This is a genomic window from Chitinophaga sp., from assembly GCF_036569125.1.
Classification (GTDB): Bacteria; Bacteroidota; Bacteroidia; order Chitinophagales; family Chitinophagaceae; genus Chitinophaga.
The window spans coordinates 1-2399 of record NZ_DATCRF010000202.1 but is presented as its reverse complement, the minus strand read 5'-3'; the positions used below and the strand labels follow the sequence as shown (position 1 = coordinate 2399).

Annotated in this window: 2 protein-coding genes; both read right to left on the bottom strand. The window is 50.4% G+C overall.

Annotated elements, in window-relative coordinates; all coding sequences use genetic code 11:
- Positions 1-144: 144 nt before the first annotated feature.
- On the bottom strand, positions 145-738 hold the full coding sequence (locus tag VIM87_RS07225; protein WP_331996332.1) for a DUF6134 family protein: 594 nt from the start codon (positions 736-738) through the stop codon (positions 145-147).
- 125 nt (positions 739-863) lie between these two features.
- On the bottom strand, positions 864-2399 hold a 1536-nt coding region (locus VIM87_RS07220; protein ID WP_331996331.1), incomplete at its 5' end, for a 2-oxoacid:acceptor oxidoreductase subunit alpha.

Sequence of the window (2399 nt, the reverse complement as noted above, 5' to 3'; positions counted from 1 at the left end):
GATTTAACTTGTCAGGGCTTTTATATATTTATGGCAAAGTAAATATTAACAAGGCAGGCAATAAACAACAAAAACCAGCACATTAGCATATTAGCACATCAACACATCAGCACATTCCAATTCATTTGCACACCTGCACATCTCTTAACCCGTTCTCACAATAAACGCTTTCCCCAGCGTATGATTTACCTCCACCTCTTTTAAAGTCCCTTTCTGATAGCGGTAAAAATTCTTTTTACCATCCGGCAGGGTAAGCTCATATTCGCCATTGCCCAGGGCTTTCAGCACCAGGAATTTTCCCAGGGTTTCGGAATAAACACGGTTGATCTGTTTAGGCTCTGCAAAATACAGGTCCGATACGGAATGCAGGATCTCTGTATTATTGAGCGCGCTTTGTTCCCCTTCTACATTGATCAGGTAACGGGCGCCTTCCCGGCGCGTAGTCGTAGCCTTGGCATCATCACTGTTCTTACCGGAGCTGCGCGTTACCCGCGACTGTACCAGCACATTGTTATTGTAGTCGCAGGAGATATCCGTGAACTTGGATACAAAGCGGGTTTCCAGGCTGCTTTTTATTTCCATGTGCCTGGCAGCGCCATTGATGTTACAACGCGCCTCCACGGTTCCTACCGGGTGCGAGCCCAGTCTTATCTCAAATGTATGCACCTGTGCCAGAAGCGGGTTGCCGGCCACTAAACAAGATCCAATTATAAAACACAGGCGGATAAGACGATTCATAAAAAATACTCCTGTACTACAATATGGAAAATACGAAAAATCCTGCCCGTATGGGCAGGATTCGTCTAAAATATTTAAAAAAATAATTATCTCTGGCAATGCAATATAAAGCCGGTAAACAGCGTTTAGGCCAGCATTTCTTTGATCTTCACCACCAGCTCACCTTTGGTAATAGGTACGCCCATGATCTTGTGATAACCCTGCGCATCGATCAGGTACTGGTCGCGGATAATTTTGATCAGCTGCCCGTTATTGATCTCGGGGATCAATACCTTATCAAAGCTGCTTAGCAGGTCGCCCAGGTTCTTGGGGAAGGGGCGCAGGTGACGCAGGTGTGCGTGTGCTACCTGGTGGCCTTCTTCCAGCAGCTCTAATACTGCGCTCTTAATAGCGCCGTAGGTAGAGCCCCAGCCCAGCACCAGCACCTTGCCGGTATCCGGTCCCAGCTCAATGGTTTGCGCGGGTATATGATCGGCAATACGGTCTACTTTTTCCTGGCGGATCTTCACCATCAGCTGGTGGTTTTCCGGGTCGTAGCTTACGTTACCGGTAATGTTCTGTTTTTCCAGGCCGCCTATACGGTGTTCCAGGCCCGGTGTGCCGGGTACAGCCCAGGGACGTACCAGGTTCTCATCGCGGTGGTAAGGCAGGAACTGCTCCTCTCCTTCTGCCAGGCCGGTCTTGAATTTAACTTCTATCGGCTGCAGGTCGGCGCCTTTAGGAAAACGCCAGGGTTCAGAGCCGTTAGCAATGCAACCATCGCTCAGGAAGATCACCGGCGTCATATGTTTTACAGCAATGCGGAATGCTTCATAGATCGCCTCAAAACAATCGGAAGGTGTGGAGGCAGATACAATGGGCATCGGGCACTCCCCGTTACGGCCGTAATAAGCCTGTAGCAGGTCGCTTTGCTCTGTTTTGGTAGGTAAGCCTGTGGACGGGCCCCCGCGTTGAATATCTACGATCAGCAAGGGTATTTCCAGCATTACAGCCAGGCCCATCGCTTCTCCTTTCAGGGCCATGCCCGGGCCGGAGGTGGTGGTTACCCCCATTTGGCCGCCGTAAGAGGCGCCAATGGCGGAAGTAATACCGGCAATTTCATCCTCGGCCTGGAAGGTGCGGATGCCGAAGTTCTTATAACGGCTCAGCTCATGCAGGATGTCGGATGCCGGTGTAATGGGATAAGTACCCAGGAACAACGGCAGATTAGCCTTTTGTGATGCTGCTATCAACCCATACGCCAGCGCCGTGTTACCGGTAATGCTGCGGTAGGTGCCGGGCTCCATGCGGGCCTTTTCTACCTTAAAACGGGTGCTGAAAGAGGCTTCTACGGTATCGCCAAAATTATAGCCGGCGTGCAGCACCTTCAGGTTGCTGTCCAGGATCTCCGGTTTCTTACCAAATTTTTCTTTCAGGAAGTTCTCCGTGCTTTCCATGCTGCGGTTATACAACCAGTACAGGAAGCCCAGTACGAACATGTTCTTGGCGCGGTCCTTTTCCTTCATACCCATGGTGGTATCCTTCAGCGCTTCGCGCGTCATTTTGGTAACATCCATGGTATGCAGCTGGTAATTTACCAGGGAGCCATCTTCCAGGGGATTTACACCTTCCGGATAGTTGGCCAGGCGCAGGTTCTTGGAATCAAAACCATCTGTATTGGC

What these genes read in the sequence shown, in the direction of transcription:
- VIM87_RS07225 (WP_331996332.1), bottom strand. Translation starts at nt 738, where the DNA reads ATGAATCGTCTTATCCGCCTGTGTTTTATAATTGGATCTTGTTTAGTG.